The organism is Sorangium sp. So ce887 (assembly GCF_051521455.1).
Lineage (GTDB): Bacteria > Myxococcota_A > Polyangia > Polyangiales > Polyangiaceae > Sorangium.
Map to the genome: position 1 here is coordinate 10755702 of NZ_CP150354.1, position 17958 is coordinate 10773659.

General features: G+C 72.1%; 10 protein-coding genes. 1 reads left to right on the top strand and 9 read right to left on the bottom strand.

All coding sequences use genetic code 11. The features are described from left to right. Positions 1-44: 44 nt before the first annotated feature. From WMF36_RS40295 to WMF36_RS40335, 9 genes are all read right to left on the bottom strand, one after another. Positions 45-605 (bottom strand): NADPH-dependent FMN reductase, encoded by a 561-nt coding sequence (locus tag WMF36_RS40295; protein WP_437576146.1) that lies wholly within the window; start codon positions 603-605, stop codon positions 45-47. Between the two features lie 258 nt (positions 606-863). Next, positions 864-2312, bottom strand: a complete 1449-nt coding sequence (locus WMF36_RS40300) for a phospholipase D-like domain-containing protein (RefSeq protein ID WP_437576147.1) — start codon at positions 2310-2312, stop codon at positions 864-866. Between the two features lie 176 nt (positions 2313-2488). Beyond that, on the bottom strand, positions 2489-3037 hold the full coding sequence (locus tag WMF36_RS40305; RefSeq protein WP_437576148.1) for a hypothetical protein: 549 nt from the start codon (positions 3035-3037) through the stop codon (positions 2489-2491). Between the two features lie 283 nt (positions 3038-3320). Continuing rightward, entirely contained in the window at positions 3321-4241 is a 921-nt protein-coding gene (locus tag WMF36_RS40310) for a response regulator (RefSeq protein WP_437576149.1), read from the bottom strand. 27 nt (positions 4242-4268) lie between these two features. After that, positions 4269-7364 (bottom strand): response regulator, encoded by a 3096-nt coding sequence (locus WMF36_RS40315; protein ID WP_437576150.1) that lies wholly within the window; start codon positions 7362-7364, stop codon positions 4269-4271. A gap of 7 nt (positions 7365-7371) precedes the next feature. Beyond that, positions 7372-8232: a sugar ABC transporter permease gene (locus WMF36_RS40320; protein WP_437576151.1), complete on the bottom strand. Its 861-nt coding sequence runs from the start codon at positions 8230-8232 to the stop codon at positions 7372-7374. Then, complete coding sequence (locus WMF36_RS40325) at positions 8229-10484, bottom strand: extracellular solute-binding protein (RefSeq protein WP_437576152.1); 2256 nt, start codon at positions 10482-10484, stop codon at positions 8229-8231. Before WMF36_RS40325 ends, WMF36_RS40320 begins: the two co-directional genes overlap by 4 nt. Positions 10485-10492: 8 nt before the next feature. Beyond that, positions 10493-11572: an ABC transporter ATP-binding protein gene (locus tag WMF36_RS40330; protein WP_437576153.1), complete on the bottom strand. Its 1080-nt coding sequence runs from the start codon at positions 11570-11572 to the stop codon at positions 10493-10495. A gap of 40 nt (positions 11573-11612) precedes the next feature. Continuing rightward, complete coding sequence (locus WMF36_RS40335) at positions 11613-13511, bottom strand: alpha-amylase family glycosyl hydrolase (RefSeq protein WP_437576154.1); 1899 nt, start codon at positions 13509-13511, stop codon at positions 11613-11615. A 740-nt stretch (positions 13512-14251) separates the two neighbouring features. Between WMF36_RS40335 and WMF36_RS40340 the strand changes: the two genes are divergently transcribed. Next, on the top strand, positions 14252-17788 hold the full coding sequence (locus tag WMF36_RS40340; protein WP_437576155.1) for an AAA-like domain-containing protein: 3537 nt from the start codon (positions 14252-14254) through the stop codon (positions 17786-17788). Positions 17789-17958 lie beyond the last annotated feature (170 nt).

The window sequence follows — 17958 nt, forward strand, 5'->3', positions numbered from 1 at the left end:
GCTGCGTGCGGGGGACGTCTCGCGGCTGCGCGAGCGCGTGCTGCTCACTTGTTACGGAGAGTCTTCATCGCACCGGCCCACGCGAGCAGCTGGTCGAGCAGCTTGCCGACGGACGCCTCGTGGCGGGGGTTGGGCTTGAACACGCTGAAATTCTCGAAGTCGTCGAACAGAGAGAGCGTGACCTGCGCGCGGACGTCCGCGACCTGAAGCTCGGCCATCACGAGCCGGAGGTGCTCGACGGCGCGGACCCCTCCCGCGCTGCCATAGCTCACGAAGCCAGCCGCCTTGTTGTTCCACTCCTTGTACAGGTAATCGATCGCGTTCTTGAGCGCACCCGAGGTGCCGTGGTTGTACTCCGGCGTGACGAACACGAAGGCGTCGAACGAGTCGATTTTTGCCGCCCACGCCTTTGTGTGAGGCTTCGTGTACTGCCCCATCGACGGGGGCGCCGGCTCGTCGAGCAGCGGCAGGTCGAAATCCTTGATATCGACGAGCTCGTAGTCGGCGCCGCCCTTCTTCGTCGCCACGCCGTGCGCCCACTTCGCGACGGCCTCGCCGTTGCGGCCCGGCCGCGTGCTCCCCAGGATGATCGCCACCTTCAACATGTCTGCGCTCCAGGCAATGGCCCCTCTCCGATCGAGCCAACGGGCGGCGTGAGGCTCATTCCCACGACACCCCGGTGGAGAGGAGGGACCGTTCGAGGCTACTACCAGCTCGAGGTAACTCCCCGCCAGGTTTCGCACCAGCCAGGTTTCGCGTGAGTCGCGTGGTCCGCGTGGGTGCACATCCCGTACCGCCCACGTGTCGCATGGGCCGGCCGGAGCGTAGCAGGCAGAACAGTGATGCTGGCGAGCTCGACCGCGTCACGGCGCGCGCGGCGATGAAGCAGCAGCCTTGGCCCTGCGAGCGAGGGTCACATACTTGATGAGCAGGCTGATCGCTGACCACAGCGCGAGCACGGCGAGGGGCCAGGCGAGCAAGCGCGGAAAGCACAGGGCGACCGCCGCGCCGCCGAGGAGCAAGAGCGCTCCGCCGAGCAGGATCGCGCCGTCGGCCGCGCCGAGGACACGGCGGTTCGTCATCGCCGCGCCCACGGTGTTCGCGAGGCGCAACGCGCCCGCGGCGGAGCGCCCGGTCCCGGCTCCCTGCAGGCGGCGCTTTCTGTCGTGGCGCGCGCGACGCCGCGCGTGGAGGACGATCTCGGTCGCGCCGCGGAGATCTTCCTCGTACTGCGCCTGCATGCGCCCGGCGAACTCCTCGTCCTCGATCGTCACGTCGATCTCGCAGTTTTCCAGCCAGCTCGCGACGTTGAGGTTGCTCGATCCCACGCGCGCCCAGCGGCCGTCGGCCACCGCGGTCTTCGCGTGGAGCATCGAGCCATTCCACTCGTAGACGCGCACCCCGGCTTCGAGCAGCGGGCGATAGCCGGCCCGCGACAGCGCGCCGATGGCCGGAACATCGCTCGTGCCGGGGACGAGCAGGCGCACGTCCACGCCATCGCGTGCCGCTGCCGTGAGCGCCTGGACGTATGGCGCGACGCCGACGAAGTACGCATCCGTCAGCCAGAGTGTCCTCTGCGCCAGCGCGGCGACCAGCTGATCGAGCCGGTAGAGCCCGGTCGTGCTCGGCAACTTCGCCACAACGCGCAAGTCCACATGGCCGACCGCCGGCGGGATCCCTGCGAGGACAGGCAGATCGGCGGGCAGGCTTTCACCGAGGCTCGCCCAGTTGTCGGCGAAGGCATCGGCGAGCGCGCGCACCGCAGGCCCCCGCACGGCGATGCCTGTGTCGCGCCACGGCGGCACGCCGCGCGCCGCATCGCCGAGCCATTTGCCGCTGACGCAGACGCCGGAGACGAAGCCGACCTCGGCGTCGACGACGAGCAGCTTGCGATGATCGCGCGCCACCCAGCCGAACGGGCTGGTGAAGCTGAACGGGTTGTAGGTGCGGACCTCCCCGCCCGCCGCGCGCAGCTGGGTCCAGAAGTGGTCCGTCGACGCGCCCAGGCACCCGAACCAGTCGCGGACCACGCTGACGTGGACGCCCGCCGCGGCGCGCTCGCTGAGCGCGTCGCGGAGCTCGCGCGCCAGCGCGTCGTCGTCGAAGATGTAGTTCTCGAGCAGGATCGAGGTGCGCGCGGCCCGTATCCCGGCAAGCCAGGCGTCGAAGTTCGCTCGGCCGTCGATCAGCAGATCGACCGTGTTGCCACCGATGAGCGGCGCGCCGGCGACGCGACTGAAGGTCTGCCGTGCGACGGCGCGCAGCGGTGCGTTCGTCGGGGGGATGCGTGCGGGGACGCGAGCGGCGACCATGGCACACATTCAATGCCAGAGTTTCGGTGCCCCGTCGCGCGCCGCGGCGACGATGTTCCCCCCGGGCGGGCCTCCACGTGGAGGGGGCGAGCCACGTGAGGGCCTCGACGTCCAGGCCGGTCAGGCCCCTCTCCACGGCGAGATCATCGACCCTCGGCGCGCAGGAGGGCGCCGCTTCACCTTGGCGTGCACGCCTGCGAGAGCTGCAAGAGCGGTCCCGGCGTACAGGTGTCGAGTCCCAGCTTGAGCTCCTTGACCAGACGGTCGAGGTTCTCCAGAGGCGCCGGTGCGTTCGGGTACTCGTACTGGTGCGATGTCAAAAGGTCGTCGCGCTGCAGGCTCACGCGGGTCGCGCCGCCGTCGGCGCAGTCGGGGCAACCGTAGCGCGCGTCGAGCGGCACTCCGCCCAGCGCGCCCTCGGCCTCCGCGACGTGGCGCGACCCTTTGTCCGTCAGCGTCGCGGAGTTCGAGCGGCGGCAGTCCCCCTGGCGCGTGCAGGCCTTCAACTCGAGCGCCGCACCGTCTCGGGACACCGTCGTGATGCACTCGCCCGCGCAGAACCCGAAAGAGAACTCCGTGGAGAGCCACACCCCGTCGGCCCCCGGCGCCGCGCCTAGCTGCTGCTGTGCAGACGCTTGCTCCTCCCCGGAGCTGGCAATGCAACCGGCGCCGAACGAGAGACCCAGGACCAAAGCAACGACGCTGACCCTCGTGAACGTTTTCATGCCCTACACTGAAGCAACCACCATGCCCGAGCGGGCACATCTCCAGCGGCCAGCGCTCTGCCGCACACCGAGCTGAGCAACAGCGGAGTGACTCCCCTGAGCTCAGGAGGATATCGAACAGGCCAACCTGTGGCTCGGTTCGACACATCTCTCACGGCCTGCCACAGGCCTTCAGACCTCCACCGCCCGAAGACGACCCCGAGCCGAGCGGCCAGTTGGAGTTACCCACCGTCGGAGTCGGTGGCCACCGGCTCGCCTCTCCCGCGGACACAACGCCGGCGCCTCAGCCGCCCGGATCGCTCGGCTCATGGTCGGACCCCGAGCGGCACCGCATCACCATGTGGATCTCGTTGCCCTTCTCGTTGTGCCGCACCTCGTCCATGAAGGTGCGGATCAGCATCAGGCCGCGGCCGCTCGGCTTGTCCAGGTTGGCGAGGTCGGTCGGGTCGGGCAGGTCGCGCGGGTCGAAGCCGGGGCCCTCGTCGCGCACCACGTAGGTCGCCTCGGTCCGCGTCTCCCGCGCCATGACGTGGACGCGCCGGTCCCGGTAGGGGCTCTCGGTCCGGCGCCGCTCGACGAGCGCCGAGAAGGCGCTCGGATCCTCGTCGAGCAGCGTCGAGCTGACCTCGAGGTTGCCGTGCACGATCGCGTTCACGAGCGCCTCGCGCAGCGCCACCGCGACCTGGATCCGGCCCGTCTCGTCGCACAGGCGCATCCGGCCCAGGCTCTGCTCGATGTGGCCCACAAGCGCGGGCACCTTCGCCACGTCGTTGTCGAGCTCGAACTGGGACTCGGTCGCCGTCAGGCACGAGAGGAGCTGCTGCTCGCGCCGATCGAGCCGCGCCACCGCGAGGACGTTCTCGACCGTGTTCACGAGCTCCGCCGCGAGGTTCCGCTTCGCGACGTAGCTCGCGGCGCCGCGCCGGAGCGCCTGCACCGCGATCTCCTCGCTGCCGTGCGCCGTCATCAGGATCACCGGCAGGTACGGGTGCTCGCGGCGGATCGCCTCGACGAGCTCCAGGCCGTCCATCTCCGGCATCTGGAGATCGGTCAGCACGATCTCGGGCATCACCTTCGCGATCGCCTGGAGCGCCTCGACGCCGTTCTCGGCGTACATGGGCTCCATGCCGGCGCGCTTCTTCAGCAGGCTCCCGGAGAGGCGCCGATCCATCGGGGAGTCGTCCACCACGAGCACCCTCACCATCGCGTCACCTCGCCCTCGGAGCGCCGCTCATGCTGCACCGTCCGCCGGCGGCGCGGCGTCCGCCGGCGAGGCCTCGCGCACGAACGCGGCGAGCTCGGGGATCAGGCGATCGACCTGCGCCCGCAGCGCGAACTGCGCCTCGGCCAGGCTTCCGAGCTCGTTCGCGCGCGCCATCTTCTCCAGCGCGAAGGCGGCCTCGAACGCGCCCCGCGCGCCGAAGCTGTCGACCCCGCCCTTCAGGCTGTGCGCCGCCCGCTGGAGCCTGCGGGCGTCGCCGGCGGTCACCGCCTCGTCGATGTCGGCCATCCACCGCGGGCACTCCTCCAGGAAGACCTCGGCGAGCTCGCGCAGCAGGTCGGCGTCGCCGCCCGTCCGCTCCAGCGCCCGGGTGCGGTCGAACATCGGCCGGCTCGCGATCGAGGAGGGCGTGCCCTGCGGCCGCTCGTCCGCCGAGCGGGTGCTCGGCGGCCCGCTGTCGACCGACGATGAGGGCACCGGCGAGTACGAGCTCGGCGCGCCGAGCGACAGGCGCGCCGGGTCCTCGACCTCCAGGGAGGAGGGCCCGGCGGCGAGCCGGTCGATCATGTCGTAGAGCTCCTCGACCTGCACCGGCTTCGACACGTAGCCGTCGAAGCCCGCCCGGAGGCAGCGCTCGCGGTCGCCCTTCATCGCGTACGCGGTCACGACGATGAGCGGCATGTGCCCGCCCTCGCGCCGCTCGCGCGCGCGGACGACCCGCGCGGCCTGGAGGCCGTCCATCTCGGGCATCTCCACGTCGAGCAGGGCCACGTCGTACTGGCCGGTCGCGATCTTCTCGACGGCGAGCCGGCCGTTCTCGACGATGTGCACGTGGTGGCCCTGCCGCTCCAGCCAGCGGCGCATCAGCTTCTGGTTGATCGCGTTGTCCTCGGCCACGAGGACGCGCAGGCCGCGGGCGCGCGGCCCGGGCGCGGCGCGGCGCACGTCGGCCGACCGGAGCGCGCTCCGCGTCGGGACGCCGAGGGCGTGGAACACGGCCTCCTGGAGGTGGGACGTCTTCACGGGCTTCGTGACCATGGCGAAGACGCCGAGATCGCGGCAGCGCGCGGCGTCCGCCTGCGCCGACGTGGAGCTGAGCATCATGAGGGTGCGCCCCTTCAAGATCTCGCGCCGCCGGCAGTGCTCGACCACGGCGAAGCCGTCGACCTTCGGCATGCGGGCGTCGACGATGGCGAGGCCGAACGAGGAGCTCGGCCCGACCGCGTTGCCCCCCGGCTTGCCCCAGGGCAGCGCCCACACGCCCGAGTCCTCGGAGAGCGCCGCGATCGCCGCCGCCCCCGAGTCGACCGCGACCGGCTTCATCCCCCAGCCCTCGATGGTCTCCGCGAGGATGCGCCGCGCGGTCGCGTTGTCGTCGGCGATGAGGACCCGCGTGCCGAGCAGATCCCGCGGCATCTGCAGGCGGCGCGACCGGGCGGCGCCGTCGAGCGCGCGGACCTGGAGCGTGAAGTGGAACACGCTGCCCTTGCCGACCTCGCTCTCGATCCAGATCTTGCCGCCCATCATCTCGACAAGGCGAGCGCAGATCGTGAGGCCGAGCCCCGTGCCGCCGTACTTGCGGGTGGTCGAGCCGTCCGCCTGCGCGAACGCGTCGAAGACGAGCCGCTGCTTGTCGGGGGCGATGCCGATGCCCGTGTCGATCACGCGCACGTGGAGCACCAGGGCGTCGCCGAGCGCCTCGCCCGCGTAGAGGCTGGGCGCGCTCTGGCGGTCCGCGCCGGCGTCCTCCTCGGCGGTGACGGGCGCGCGCGAGTCGACCTCGGCGCGGACGACGATCTCGCCGGCGTCGGTGAACTTCACCGCGTTGCTCACGAGGTTCACGAGGACCTGGCGCAGGCGCAGCGGGTCGCCGACGAGCGCCTCGGGCACGTCGGAGCCGACGTCGTAGGCGAGCTCGAGCCGCTTCTCGTGCGCGCGGAGCGCGAGCGTCTTCACGGCGTCGCCGATGATCTCGCTCGGGTCGAAGACGACGGGCTCGATCTCGAGCTTGCCCGCCTCGATCTTCGAGAAATCGAGGACGTCGTTGATGATGGCGAGGAGCGCGTCGGCCGAGATCTTGACCATCTCGAGGTACTCGCGCTGCTCCTGGCTGAGCTCGGTCTGGAGCGCGAGCGACGTCATGCCGATGATGCCGTTCATCGGGGTGCGGATCTCGTGGCTCACGCTGGCGAGGAACTCGCTCTTCGCGCGGCTCGCCGCCTCGGCGGCCTCCTTGGCCTGCTGGAGCTCGGCCTCGACCGCCTGGCGCTGCATGAGCAGGGCGCGCAGGCTCGCCGAGTGCTCGCGCTCGTTCTCGAGCGAGGCCTCGCCCATGGCGTCCGCGCGGCGCTTCGCGATGCTCGCCATCACCGCCATCGCGGGCGTGGTGACGGCGAAGACGATGACGCGGAGCAGGTTGTCTTCGTGGTACGAGAGCGGCGCGCCGGGCTCGGAGAAGTAGAGCGCGAAGTAGACGCACGAGACGAGCGCGGAGACGATGCCGCTCCACATGCCGCCGCTGAACGCCGCGAAGACGATGACCATCGAGAGGATCGCCGGCGGGTTCGGGACGCTCCAGTCGAGCGCGGCCTCGAGCGTGGCGACCGCGACGATGACGAGCAGCGCGAGCAGGGGCCCGAGCAGCGGCAGCCAGACCTTCTCCCAGGAGGGCCGGCCGAGGCGCCGCTGCAGCACGGCGGGGGCCGGCAGGAAGGTGCCGCGGCCGTCGAGATCGCCGCCGAACGACAGGCGAGCGTCGCCGCCGAGCGACGGGCGCGCGTCGCCGCTCAGCGAGGGCCGGGCCTCGCCGCCCTGCGAGGGGCGGGGCTCCGCGTGGGGGGTCCCCGGCGCGGCGGCTGGCGAGGGAACCTCGGCCTTGGGCATGGCCTCCTGGAGATAGCGGGGTCGCGATCGGGCGTCCATGGGCGCGAGGGTGGGGTCAAGCGGACGGGTGCGCCGGGGCGGCAGGGGGTAGGCGGGGGGGTGCCGCGCGACCCCGAGCGCCGCGACGCCGCCGAGCAGCGCGGGTCGCGCCGCCGAGGGGCGCAGCCGCTCCGGCGGACCGCTCCGCAGGGGCGCGGCCGGGTCGCGCGCTGGCAGGCTCACCCCTCCCTCACCCCTTCACGCCGCCCGTCGTCAGCCCCGCCACGAGGTGCCGCTGCACCAGGTAGAACGCCCCCATGACCGGCAGCGACACGAGCAGCGCCCCCGCCGCGAACCGCTCCCACTGCGCGTCGTGCTCGCCGATGTACCGCTGCAGCACCACCGGCAGCGTGAACATCTCCTCCTTGGAGAGCAGCGTCGCCGCGAGGATGAACTCGTTGTACGCCGTCATGATCGCGAACAGCGTCGTCACCGCGATCGCCGGCCGCGCCGCCGGGAGCACCACCCGGAGGAAGGCCTGGAAGCGCGTCGCCCCGTCGACCATCGCCGCCTCCTCCAGGTCGACCGGGATCGCCTCGAAGGCCGCCCGGAGCTGGAAGATCGAGAACGGCACCGCCGTCGACGCGTAGCAGAGCACGAGCCCCGTCCGCGAGTTGAGCAGGCCCAGCGCGTCGAGCAGGAGGTACAGCGGGATCGCGCTCGCCACCGTCGGGAACATCTGCGTCGCGAGCAGCGCCCGCAGGCCGCGGTCCTTGCCGGCGAACCGGAAGCGCGCGAGCGCATACGCCGCCGGGACCGCGATGGTGACGCCGACGGCCGCGGTCGCGAGCGCCACGACGACCGAGTTGGCGAGCTGGCGGGGGAACAGCCAGATCCGCTCGCCGCCCACCTTCTGCGACGTCGTGACCACCGCCTCGAGGTGCTCGAGCGTCGGCTGGTTCGGGATCGGCAGCACCTCCGGCACCGGCGGGCGCACCCCCGAGAAGGCGATCGAGGCGACCCAGAGCACCGGGTACAGCGCGAACGCGACCGCCGCGAGCAGCGCGACGTGCACCGCGATCGACTCGACCGGAGAAGGCTTGCGCGTCATACGGCCTCCGTCGCCGCCACCGGGGCAGGCGTAGACCCGTCCGCCGCCCCGCCGCCCCGCGGGAGGATCGACCCGGGCGTCCGCCGCCGCCAGCCCGACGCCCGCGTGGCGAGGGTGAGCAGCAGGAAGATGAGCACCGAGTACGCCGCGGCATAGCCGTACTGGGCCTCGCGGGTGAACGCCCACCGGTACGCCTCGGAGACGAGGATGTCCGTGGTGCCGTCCGGATCGCCGCCGGACACGAGGAACACCACGTTGAACATGTTGAACGTCCAGATCGCGCCCAGCGTGACCGCCGGCGCGAGCACCGGCCGGATCAGCGGGAGCGTTATTTTCCAGAGACGCTGCCAGCGCGAGGCGCCGTCGACCTCGGCGGCCTCGAGCACCTCCTCGGGCACGGCGGTGAGCGCGCCGAGCGTGACCACCATCATGAACGGGAAGCCGAGCCAGACGTTGGTGGTCACGTTGGCCGTGAACGCGGTCGTGAAGCTCGAGAACCAGGCGATCGGCGCGATGCTCGTCCCGAACGCGGCGTTCACCGCCTCGATGAGGCCGGTCACGGCCCCGAACTGGCGGTGGAACATGCCCTTCCAGGACAGCGCGGTCACGTAGCTCGGCACGGCCCAGGGCACGATGAGGAGCACCCGGTAGACCGCGCGGAGGCGCAGCGTCGGGCGGTGCAGGAGCAGCGCCAGCGAGACGCCGAGGAGGACGTGAAAGAAGAGGTTCACCGCCGTCCAGAGCACGGTCACCGCGAGCACGAGGTAGAACGAGCCGCTCGAGAAGAGCGGCCCGCCGCGCGCCGTGAGGATGCTGATGAAGTTGGCGAGGCCGACGTACCGGAGGCCCTCGCCGCTGCCGGCGAAGAGCGACGTCGCCGCGCCGATGACGAGCGGCACGAGCACGAGCACGCCGATCGCGACGACGGCGTGCGCGACGTACCTGTAGGCCGGGAGCGATTGCCGGAGCGTGGGGCCGCGGACGGCGCCCTTCGCGGCGGAGACCCACCGGAGCACGAGGACGAGCGCGAGCGCGCCGAGCGCGACGAGGAGCGGCGCCGGCGAGGCGGGCGGGGGCAGCGGCCGGCGCACGTCGTCGAACCGGTGCTTCGCCTCGGAGAGCGCGACGTCGGGGGGCGCGTCGCCCCGCAGCACCTTGCGGATCGCGCGCGCGGACGGCTCCCAGGTCGAGCGCATCGCGGGCGAGGTCGGCATCGGGATGGCGACCTTGGCCTGCTCGGTGAAGGCCGCGATGAAGGCGTCGTCGGCCGGGACCGCCACGTCGTTCCGCACCGGCGGCGTGCGCGCGACCTCGAGCCGCGTGGCCGCGGCCGCCGTCCCGGCGAGGTGGCGCGCGAGCGCCCGCGCCTCGGCGCGCTGCGCGCCCTGGGGCGAGAGCATCACCGCCTCGACGGTCATGAACGGCCGCATCGGCCGGCCGGTCTCGCGCACCTTCGGGAGCGGGACGACGCGCGAGCTCCGCTTCGCCTCGTCCTCGAGGCCGCCCACGAACCACGGCCCGCTGATCACGAACGCCGCGCGGCCCGCGTTGAACAGGTCGGTCACGAGCGCGCCGTCCGCGTCCTCCGGGACGACCCGCCGCGCGATCAGCGAGCGGACGAGCTCGAGCGAGCGCTCCGGCCCCGGGCCGAAGAGGCCGAACTGGTCGTCCTCGTCCAGCATCGCGCCGCCGAAGGCGGCGAGGATCGGCATGTGCGCGTAGGCGTTCGACGCCTCGTACACGAGCGGGTACACGCCCTGCGGCAGGGTGCCGGCGAGCGCCGCGATGTCCTCGAGGAAGGCCGGGGCCTCCTGGACGAGCGCGGTGTTCATGTAGAGCGCCATGCACTTCTGGCTGATCGGCAGGCCGAGGATCTCGCCCCCCAGCCGGACCGCCGCGAGCGCCGGCCCCTGGAACACCGCCTCGCCGTCCGCCTCGAGCGCGTCGCCCACGGGCGCGACGAGCTGGCGGGCGTGGTAGTCGCCGAGCCGCTCGTGGGCGTCGATGAACAGGTCGGGCCCCTGGCCCCTCGGGATCGCCGCCTGGAGCTTCGAGGCGTAGGCGTCGAACGGGACGGCGAGGAGCTCGACCTCCTCGCCCTGGAAGGCCGCGACGATGGCGCCGAGGGCCCTGGCCTCGTCGTCGCGGTAGGCGTGCCAGAGCCGGATCGGCGCCGCGACCGCGAGCGCGGGCACGAGGAGGACCAGGGCCAGCGCGGCGAGCGCGGGGCGACGGCGGCGGCGGCTCGGCATGGGTCGACTCACGCCTCCCGGAGGGTCAGCCCGGAGTCCGCATCGAACAGGTGCACCTGGCGGAGCGCGATCGTCACGGTGTCCCCCTTCGCCACGCGCGTCGCCGGGTCGAGGCGCGCCACGAACGGCGCCCCCGCGACGGTGCCGTGGGCGTACGACTCGGCCCCGAGCGCCTCGACGATCGTCACCTGGAACGGGGCGCCGCCCTCGCCCGAGGCGAGATCCACCTCGTGCGGGCGCACGCCGACCGTCACCCGCCGCCCGGACGAGAGGGCGCCCGGGAACTCGGCCGGGTCGACCTCGACAGCGAGCTCGCCCTGGGCCGCGACCCACCGGCCCTCGCGGCTCTCCATGCGCGCCTCGACGAAGTTCATGGCCGGGCTGCCGAGGAAGCTCGCCACGAACTGGGTGCGCGGCCGGGCGAACACCTCGAGCGGCGGCCCCGACTGCTCGACGACGCCCTTGTTGAGCACGAAGATCTCGTCGGCGAGCGTCATGGCCTCGACCTGGTCGTGGGTGACGTAGACGCTCGTCGCGCCGAGCCGGTCGTGCAGCTTGCGGATGTCGACCCGCACCTGCGCGCGCAGGGCGGCGTCGAGGTTCGAGAGCGGCTCGTCGAACAGGAAGAGCTGCGCCCGCCGCACGATGGCCCGGCCCATGGCGACGCGCTGGCGCTGGCCGCCGGACAGCGCGCGGGGGTGCCGGTCGAGGAGCGGGCCGAGGCCGAGCATCTCGGACGCCTCCTTCACGCGCGCCTCGATCTCGGCGGGCGGCGTCTTCCGGAGCTTCAGGCCGAACGCGAGGTTCTCGCGCACCGTGAGGTGCGGGTAGAGGGCGTACGACTGGAACACCATGGCGATGTCGCGATCGCGCGGCTCCAGCCGCGTGACGTCGCGCCCGCCGAGCGCGATCGAGCCGTCGTCGGCCTCCTCGAGCCCGGCGAGCAGCCTGAGCAAGGTCGACTTGCCGCAGCCGCTCGGGCCGACGAGGACGGCGAACGAGCCGTCGGGCACGTCGACGGAGACGCCGCGCAGCACGTGGGTCTGGCCGAATCGCTTGTTGAGTCCGCGCACTTTGACAGAGGCCATATTCTAAAGACTCTCGAAGAGGGAGGAGGGCTTCTGGGGGTCAAAGACCCTGGATGACCTGGTCTTCCGGGATGAGCACCGCTCCGCTCACCGGCGGCAGCTTGACGGTGACGGCGCCGTTCGCGCCCACGCTATATGTCGTTTTCTCGGGCGAGAGCACGTCGACGAGCACGGTCCCCGGCCGGAGCTCGGTCGTCATCGCCGCCCCCTCGAAGCTCGTGGAGCTCGGCTTCCCTGGGTGCGTGTTCAGCACGACGAGCGCGTAATCGCCGTCGGACTCGCCCCGCTCGAAGGCGAAGATCCCCGCGTCCTCGTCCCCTTCGCCCGTCCGCTCCGTCGACCAGCGCACCGTCTGCTCGCCGACCGTGAGCGCCCGGTAGCCCCTGCGCAGCGCCGTGAGCCGCTTGATCCACCGGAAGAGCGGGTGCTGGGTGTCGTAGCCGCTCGTCCAGAGATCCTCGCGGTTGGCCGGGTCGTTGCCGCCGCTGAAGCCCTGCTCGGTGCCATAGTAAAGGCACGGGATGCCGTCCTCGGTGAAGAGGAACAGGAGCGCGTTCCTCAGGGCCGCCTCGGGGTCGGCCTGGAAGGGCGAGACGCCCGGGCCGTCGTAGAGAAAGCGCGGGACATCGTGGTTGTCGATGAAGTTCACAAGCGTCTTCAGCGGCGGCAGGCCCGTGCCGTTCGCGTTCGGCTTCGCGCCGTAGTTGGCCTCCCGCGCCGCCCAGAGCTGCTCGATCCGCCGCGTGCCCTGCGCGTCCCGGAAGACGTCGCGGAAGGCCTGGTAGTACTGGGAGAAATAGAAGACGCCGTCGACCATATCCCCCGTGATCGGCGCGGCGCCCGGACAGCCCCCCTCCGCCTCGCCGCCGTTCTCGCGATCGAGATCGCCGCCGAGCGCCTCGTCGTGCGGGTGGGCCGGGACGTCGTGCCTCGTGAAGCTGCCGATGAGATCGTCCCTGCCGTCGAAGGCCTCGCCGAACATGAAGAAGTGGGTCTTGCCCTTCTCCTTCAGCCGCAGCCGGACGTTCTGCGTGAAATAGCGCCAGAACTCGTGCTCGACGTGCTTCAGCGTGTCGATGCGGAACCCGTCGACGTCGGTGAGCTCGACCCATCGAACGAACACGTCGACCATCGTCCGCTTCACGTCGCAGCGGGCCGTGTCGATGTCCTTGAGCCCCCCCGGGAAGTCGCCGTGCACGAGCTGGTCGACGTCGTCGAAATCGAGGATGCGGCCCTTGCGGTTGTAGACCTCGGGGTCCTGGAAGAGCTCGGGCTGCGGCGGGAGGTGGTTTGTCGCGGGCTCGTGGCGAAAGACGATCGGCGCCGGGCCCGACGCGCCGAGCGACGTCCGCGCCTGGACGCCGCGGGGGTCGAAATCGGGGTCGTACTCGCTCACGTGCACGATCTGCGACTGCCCGCCCTTGCCGCTGCCGTGGACGGCGTCGTCGGGGAGGCCGTTCTGGTTGATGTCGTAAAAGAACAGCTGGCCGACGTGGTTCGCCACGATATCGAGGATCACCTTCATCCCGCGGCCGTGGGCCGACGCGACGAGCCGGCGCAGCGACGCGAGGTCGCCGAAATGGGGGTTCAGCGCGGTGAAGTCCTGCGTCCAGTAGCCGTGGTATGCGTCGAAGCCGGCGTCGGTCTCGACGTTCTTGACGATCGGCGAGATCCAGAGCGCGGTGACGCCGAGCTCCTCGAGGTAGGGCAGCCGGTCCTCGAGCCCCTTCCAGTCGCCGCCGTGCCACCTGCCGAGCGCCGACGAGACCCGGGTGTTGTTACCCGCGTCGCCGTCGGCGAAGCGGTCTATCAGCACCTGATAGATGATCTCCTCCCGCCAGTCGCTCACGTGCACCGCGAGCGAGACCTGCTGCGCGAGCCCCTCGTCGAGCTGCATGCACCCCGCCGCGGGGAGCGCGAGGAGCGCGGCCCCGGCCACCCCGGCGAGGGCCGCCGTTCGCGCCGTTCGCGCGATTCGCCAGACAATTCCGTGTTTCAGCGCTCCCTGGCCGGACTCCTGAAGGGCGGAGCTGAGGTGTGTCGATCGCTGCGGGTCCATCGTAACCAACCTTAGCTCGGGGCGTTGAACCACCACCCCGAGATGGCCGCGGCCTCATCGGGCAGCCCGGGCCGGGCGACCGCCGTCGACGGAGGGGCCGCCTCTGCGGCTGGCGGCGGCGGTGGATTCTGGGTCTCTCCGGCAGGTGCTTCAGGCGCATCAGGCAAAGCCGTAGTATCGGCAGGATTCTGCTGAGCCGCAGAGCGCAATGCGCACCCCAGCAGCGACATGGCCACCAGCGCGGCCACGACGCGATGCTCCCCCGCCCTCAACGCGCCTCGCACGGCGCGAACGCTACACCGGCGGCAGTGGCCGGGTCCACGATTTATGGACCTGGCAAGTGGGTTTTGCGACGCAACACAACGGACGCATACGCCCTCGCCGCGCGGCGATGAATGAGCCGGGGCGCACGGCCACGGCCGAATCACGCGTCGCGCGCGCCGACAGCCGACAGAGGCCTCCGGCAGCGCCCGAACGCGTGTGCTCTGGCCCCCCTGTCTGCGTGACACTCTCGTGAAGTCCAAGGCGCCGTTGCGAACCCTGTTGTTTCACCACGGACACGAGCGACGCGAAATATCGTTTCGTTGACGGTCCCCGCGCAGCATGGCACCGTCATAATCGTGACCTTCTCGGCGCCTCCCGACCTCGATCTGGCGAAGGCCAGCGCCGGAGAGCACGGGCGCCGGTTCCAGGCGGGCGGGACAGTAGGCGACGGCGCGATCTATATCGAGCGCTCCGCGGACACGGAGCTCTTCGAGGCGCTGCTGGGCGGAGAGCTCTGCTATGTGCTGTCGACCCGGCAGATCGGGAAATCCAGCCTGCGACTCCGGGTCTCGACGCGGCTCCGCGCCGAGCAGGCGGAGTGCGCGAGCGTCGATCTCGGGGCGCTCGGCACCGACACCACCACGCCGGTGGGCTGGTACCTCGGGATCGCCTCGGAGATCGCCGAGCAGCTCGGGCTGGAGCCGCCGGACGAGTTCTGGGATGCGCACTGGCACCTCGGGCCGGTGCACTGCTGGCTGCGCTGGCTCGAGGACGTCGTGCTCGTGGAGATCTCCTCCAAGATCGTCCTGTTCATCGACGAGGTCGACGCCACGCTGTCTCTTCCCTTCTCGCGGGACGACTTCTTCGCGGTCATCCGGGCGTGCGTGAACCGGCGCGCCGAGCGCCCGGCCAACGCCCGGCTGACGTTCTGCCTGCTCGGGGTGGCGGCGCCGTCGGAGCTCGTCTTGGATCCGGCGCGCACGCCGTTCAACATCGGCCGCTCGATCCGGCTCGACGACTTCACCCGCGCCGAGGTGCGGGAGCTCCGCGCGGGCCTGGAGGGGCTCGTGCCCGACCCCGACGCGCTGCTCGACGCGATCTTCGCGTGGACCTCGGGGCACCCCTACATGACCCAGCGGCTCTGCGCGGATCTCGTCGGAGAGCGGCGCGGCCTCGGCGTCGACGAGGCCGTGGAGCGGCGCTTCCTGGACCCGGGGCGGACCGAGGACCCGACCCTGCGCCACGCGGAGCGGTGCCTGGAGGCGCACGGGCCCCACCACGCGCACGCGCCGAAGCTCCTCCGCCTGTACAAGCAGCTGCTCGACGGCCACCCGGTGCCCGTGGACAGCGGCGATCCGGTCCAGGTGCTGCTGCGGCTGTCGGGGCTCTCCGCCGAGCGGGCGACGGCCGCGGGCGCGCCGTCCCTCGACGTGCGCAACCGCATCTTCCGCCGCGTCTTCGACCGGGCGTGGGTCGGGTCGCGCGAGGCGGAGCGGGGCGTCACGGAGCCGCTCGTGCGCTGGCTCTCGAACGGGCGGAACGACGATTTCCTCGTGGGCGGGGCGGCGCTCGCGGAGCTCACGTCGTGGTGCGACGGGCGGTGCGACATCTCGGCGGAGGAGCGGGCGTTCCTCGCCGCCTGCGCGCGGGCCGAGGGCCAGAAGCGGTCGATGCGGCGGCTCCTCACCGTGCTCGCCGTCGCCGTCACGCTGCTCGGCGGCCTGATCCTCGTGCTCCTCTGGCAGATGGGAGAGGAGGAGCACGCGCTGCTCCGGGCGCAGCAGGAGTCGCGCGAGAAGGACGCCCGCCGCCTCGCGGCCCAGTCGGCGAAGGAGCTGTCCGACGGCCTGCAGGCGCGCGCGCGCCTGCTCGCCGTGGAGGCAGGCCTCGCCGCCAAGGCGAGCGGCCGCCCCGCGGGCGCCACCGTGGTGCAGGCGCTCGGCGACGCCGTCTGGGGCCCCGCCGTCCGCCAGGAGGTGCTCGGCGGGCACGGCGGCGCGGTCCACGACGCGACCTTCAGCCCCGACGGCCGCTTCGTGGCCACCGCCTCGGCGGACGGGGCCGCGCGGCTCTTCCGCCGCGGCGCGCGCGACGAGCCGGTCGTGCTGCGCGCGCACGACCCCGGGGGGGTCGTCGCCGTCGCCTTCAACCACGACGGGAGCCGCCTGGCCACCGCATCGACCGACGGCACGGTGCGCCTGTGGCACCCCGACGGCCGCCAGGACGGCGCGCTCCGCACCCGGGACGCCGCGCCGGCCAGCGTGGCGTTCAGCCCGGACGGCAGCCGCGTTGTCGCGGGGACCACGAACGGCGCGATCTACGTGTGGCGCCCCGGCATGGGGGACGAGCCGCCGCTCGTCGTGCCCCTGGGCGAGCGGCTCATCCGGCGCGCGGTCTTCAACCACGACGGCACCTGGATCCTCGCCACGGCCATCAGCGGGACGGTCTACGTCGTCCGCGCCGACGGGCACGGCGCCCCCGCGGCGCTGAAGGGGCACGGGCTGGGCGTCGAGGGCGCGAGCTACAGCCCCGTGGACGACCGCATCGTCCTCGCGGCGGGCGACGGGACGGCGCGCATCCTCCGGCCCGGCCACCGCGAGCCCCTCGTCCTCCGCGGGCACCAGGGCGCCGTGCGAAGCGCCGCCTTCAGCGCCGACGGCACGTCGGTCGTCACGGCCTCGGCCGACGGGATGGCCAGCATCTTCCGCTCCGACGGCAAAGGCACGCCGACGGTCCTCCAGGGCCACGAGGGGACCGTGAACAGCGCCGCCTTCAGCCGCGATGGCAGGAGCATCGTCACCGCCTCGGACGACGGCACCGCGCGGGTGTGGTGCCTCGACGCGCCGGGCGAGCCGCTGCTCCTCCACGGCCACACAGGGCCGCTGACCGGCATCGCCGTCAGCCACGACGGCACCAAGATCGCCACCGCCGGGACCGACAAGACCGCCCGCATCTTCCGCGCCGACGGCTCGGGCGAGCCGGTCGTGCTGCGCGGGCACGCGGAGCACCTGCTCAGCGTCGATTTCAGCCCCGACGGCAATCGCCTGGTCACCGGCTCGGCCGACAAGACGGCGCGGGTGTGGCGCACCGACGGAAAAGGCCAGCCGGTCGCGCTCGGCACCCACGACGACCGGGTGGTGGGCGTCGCGTTCAGCCCGGACGGCACCAGGATCGTCACGACCTCGTGGAACGGCATCCTGCGCGTGTTCGAGGACGGGGTCCCGGGCGAGCCGGTCGAGCTGCGCGACGAGCGCGCGGGGCTGCTCAAGGCGGCGTTCAGCCCGGACGGCAAGCACATCGTGGCGACGTCGGGGCCCAACGTGAAGGTGTGGCCGGCGGACGGCCGTGGGGTCCCTCGCGTCCTCCCGTCGGGGTACGAGGACCGCGCGATCGCCGCGCTGGCGGTGAGCCCGGACGGGAGCCACATCGCGATCGCGGCGCTCGACGATGTCGTGCGGCTGCTCCGCACCGACGGCCAGGGCCAGCCGCTCGTCCTGAGCGGCCTCGGTGCGTCGGTCCGGACCGTGTCGTTCAGCAGCGACAGCGCGCGGGTGGTGGCCGTCTCGAGCGACGGCATCGCGCGGGTGCTCCCCGTCGACGGGCAGGGCGAGCCGATCACGCTCCGCGCCGGGGGGGTCACGCTGACGGACGCGGTGTTCAGCCCGGATGCCACCCGCGTCGTGACCGCCACGAACGACGGCGCCGCGCGCGTCTTCACGATCGCGGCCGAGCCGCTGATGACCCGCGCGTGCGCCTACGCCGGGCGCAACTTCACGCGCGAGGAATGGGCGCTGCTCATGCCCGACATCGACTACCGCGTCACCTGCCCCGAGTGGCCCGGCGCTCCCGAGCCGGACGCCGGCGCCGCGCCCGAGCGTGCGCTGAAGCGGTGATCGTGGGTGGCTGTCCGGGGTTGTCCGGAATGGCCCCCTATCGCCCATTGTCGGCTGCACGCGTGAGTCGCACGCAGCCTCGCTGCCACCTCACGAACGCTTCGCCCACCTTTGTTCCGTGGGGGCGGACGACCGTGTCCTGGTTCGCGCTTGCACCGGGAACCATGTAT

Coding starts and splice junctions, on each gene's coding strand:
- WMF36_RS40320 (WP_437576151.1), bottom strand. CDS start 8,232: ATGACGCGCAAGCCTTCTCCGGTCGAGTCGATCGCGGTGCACGTCGCG.
- WMF36_RS40325 (WP_437576152.1), bottom strand. CDS start 10,484: ATGCCGAGCCGCCGCCGCCGTCGCCCCGCGCTCGCCGCGCTGGCCCTG.
- WMF36_RS40310 (WP_437576149.1), bottom strand. CDS start 4,241: ATGGTGAGGGTGCTCGTGGTGGACGACTCCCCGATGGATCGGCGCCTC.
- WMF36_RS40330 (WP_437576153.1), bottom strand. CDS start 11,572: ATGGCCTCTGTCAAAGTGCGCGGACTCAACAAGCGATTCGGCCAGACC.
- WMF36_RS40305 (WP_437576148.1), bottom strand. CDS start 3,037: ATGAAAACGTTCACGAGGGTCAGCGTCGTTGCTTTGGTCCTGGGTCTC.
- WMF36_RS40295 (WP_437576146.1), bottom strand. CDS start 605: ATGTTGAAGGTGGCGATCATCCTGGGGAGCACGCGGCCGGGCCGCAAC.
- WMF36_RS40300 (WP_437576147.1), bottom strand. CDS start 2,312: ATGGTCGCCGCTCGCGTCCCCGCACGCATCCCCCCGACGAACGCACCG.